Consider the following 3,033-nt stretch of genomic DNA (forward strand, 5'->3'; position numbering starts at 1 on the left):
ACGTGGCACGCTGCGATAAGCGTCGGTGAGGTGTGAGCAACCTTTGACCCGACGATTTCCGAATGGGGAAACCCACCTATCCGTTTAATCTCGACCGTTGTTCGCAAGGACGGCGAGCGGGGTTAGGCGGTTCAGGTATCTCTTAACTGAATACATAGGTTTCGAGAAGCGAACCCGGTGAACTGAAACATCTCAGTAGCTGGAGGAAAAGACATCAACCGAGATTCCGTTAGTAGTGGCGAGCGAACGCGGACCAGGCCAGTGCCTTTCATTCAAGTAGCAGAACACTCTGGAAAGTGTGGCCATAGCGGGTGACAGCCCCGTATGCGAAACTGATGTGAAAGGACTCGAGTAGGGCGGGACACGTGTAATCCTGTCTGAACATGGGGGGACCACCCTCCAAGCCTAAATACTCGTACATGACCGATAGCGAACTAGTACCGTGAGGGAAAGGTGAAAAGCACCCCGATGAGGGGAGTGAAACAGTACCTGAAACGGATTGCCTACAAGCAGTAGGAGGGTCTTTATGGCCTGACTGCGTACCTCTTGCATAATGGGTCTGTGACTTAATGTTTCAAGCAAGCTTAAGCCGATAGGTGTAGGCGCAGCGAAAGCGAGTCTGAATAGGGCGCTTTAGTTTGAAGTATTAGACCCGAAACCCGGCGATCTATGCATGACCAGGATGAAGGTGCGGTAACACGCACTGGAGGTCCGAACCGATTAACGTTGAAAAGTTACCGGATGAGTTGTGCTTAGGGGTGAAAGGCCAATCAAGCCGGGAAATAGCTGGTTCTCCGCGAAAACTATTGAGGTAGTGCCTCGAGCGGACACCATAGGGGGTAGAGCACTGGATGGTTGCGGGGGTCGCGAGATCTACCAATACTAACCAAACTCCGAATACCTATGAGTGATACTCGGGAGACAGACGGCGGGTGCTAAGGTCCGTCGTCAAAAGGGAAACAGCCCTGACCTACAGCTAAGGTCCCCAAGTCGTGTCTAAGTGGGAAAGCATGTGGAAATCCCAAAACAACCAGGAGGTTGGCTTAGAAGCAGCCATCCTTTAAAGAAAGCGTAACAGCTCACTGGTCTAAACAAGGGTTTCTGCGGCGAAGATGTAACGGGGCTCAAGACACGCACCGAAGCTTAGGGTGTGCACGCAAGTGCACGCGGTAGCGGAGCGTTCCGTAAGCCTGCGAAGCGATCTGGTAATGGGTCGTGGAGGTATCGGAAGTGCGAATGCAGACATGAGTAGCGATAAAGAGGGTGAGATGCCCTCTCGCCGAAAGACCAAGGGTTCCTGCGCAAGGCTAATCCGCGCAGGGTGAGCCGGCCCCTAAGACGAGCCCGAAGGGGGTAGTCGATGGGAACCACGTTAATATTCGTGGGCCTGGTGGTGTGTGACGGATGGTGTGTGTTGTCTGACCTTATCGGATTGGTCAGGCTTCGAAACTGTCCCGGGAAATAGCCCCACCGTATAGACCGTACCCGAAACCGACACAGGTGGTCAGGTAGAGTATACCAAGGCGCTTGAGAGAAGTGTCCTGAAGGAACTCGGCAAATTGCCTCCGTACCTTCGGAAGAAGGAGGCCCCATGTAAGCGCAAGCTCTCATGGGGGGCACAGGCCAGGGGGTAGCGACTGTTTAGCAAAAACACAGGGCTCTGCTAAGTCGGCTTCAAGACGACGTATAGGGCCTGACGCCTGCCCGGTGCCTGAAGGTTAAGTGGAGGAGTGCAAGCTCTGAAATGAAGCCCAGGTAAACGGCGGCCGTAACTATAACGGTCCTAAGGTAGCGAAATTCCTTGTCGGGTAAGTTCCGACCTGCACGAATGGCGTAACGACTTCCCCACTGTCTCCAGGACATGCTCAGCGAAATTGAATTCTCCGTGAAGATGCGGAGTACCCGCGGTTAGACGGAAAGACCCCGTGCACCTTTACTGCAGCTTCAGAGTGGCATTGGACAAGAACTGTGTAGCATAGGTGGGAGGCTTTGAAGCGTTGGCGCCAGCTGACGTGGAGCCATAGGTGAAATACCACCCTGTTGTTGTTTAATGTCTAACCTCGTACCGTGAAACCGGTACAGGGACCCTCTGTGGCGGGTAGTTTGACTGGGGCGGTCGCCTCCTAAAGAGTAACGGAGGCGCGCGAAGGTTGGCTCAGGCCGGTTGGAAACCGGCTGTTAGAGTGCAATGGCATAAGCCAGCCTGACTGCGAGACTGACAAGTCGAGCAGAGACGAAAGTCGGTCATAGTGATCCGGTGGTCCCTCGTGGAAGGGCCATCGCTCAACGGATAAAAGGTACGCCGGGGATAACAGGCTGATAACCCCCAAGAGCTCATATCGACGGGGTTGTTTGGCACCTCGATGTCGGCTCATCACATCCTGGGGCTGGAGCAGGTCCCAAGGGTTTGGCTGTTCGCCAATTAAAGTGGTACGTGAGCTGGGTTCAGAACGTCGCGAGACAGTTTGGTCCCTATCTGCCGTGGGCGTCGAAATTTGAGAGGAGTTGACCCTAGTACGAGAGGACCGGGTTGAACGTACCTCTGGTGTACCTGTCGTCGTGCCAACGGCGCAGCAGGGTAGCTATGTACGGACGGGATAACCGCTGAAAGCATCTAAGCGGGAAGCCTCCCTCAAGATAAGATTTCTCAGGACGGTCGAAGACCACGACCTCGATAGATCGGATGTGGAAGTGCGGTAACGCATGGAGCTAACCGATACTAATTGTCCTATTCGCGCTTGAGAGCTCCACACCCCCACCATCAGCCCTGGGCTAGATGGACAAGGGTGCGGTCATAATCCCAAGCCAGGTGCATCGATTTTATACCCAACACACCCCGAAGCGAGGCCTCCTCACCTCGGGGTCCCCATCAAGTACCACTTGATGGGGAAAACAGTATTCGCGGACTCTATTGCCTGGTGGCCATAGCGTCGGTGTCCCACCCGATCCCATCCCGAACTCGGCCGTGAAACCCGACTGCGCCAATGGTACTACTGCTCAAGCAGTGGAAGAGTAGGGCGTCGCCAGGCATTA

At 54.5% G+C, this 3,033-nt stretch carries 2 rRNA genes (1 of these 2 running past the window's edge); both read left to right on the forward strand.

What is annotated here, in order from left to right:
- Positions 1–2,743: ribosomal RNA gene (locus BSZ14_RS18340) — 23S ribosomal RNA — on the forward strand; it begins 55 nt to the left of the window's first position.
- 171 nt (positions 2,744–2,914) lie between these two features.
- A 5S ribosomal RNA gene (gene rrf / locus BSZ14_RS18345) occupies positions 2,915–3,029 on the forward strand.
- The last annotated feature ends 4 nt before the right edge of the window (positions 3,030–3,033 follow it).

It is taken from the genome of Sphingomonas sp. Sph1(2015) (assembly GCF_001970915.1).
In the GTDB taxonomy this organism is placed as follows: domain Bacteria; phylum Pseudomonadota; class Alphaproteobacteria; order Sphingomonadales; family Sphingomonadaceae; genus Sphingomonas; species Sphingomonas parapaucimobilis.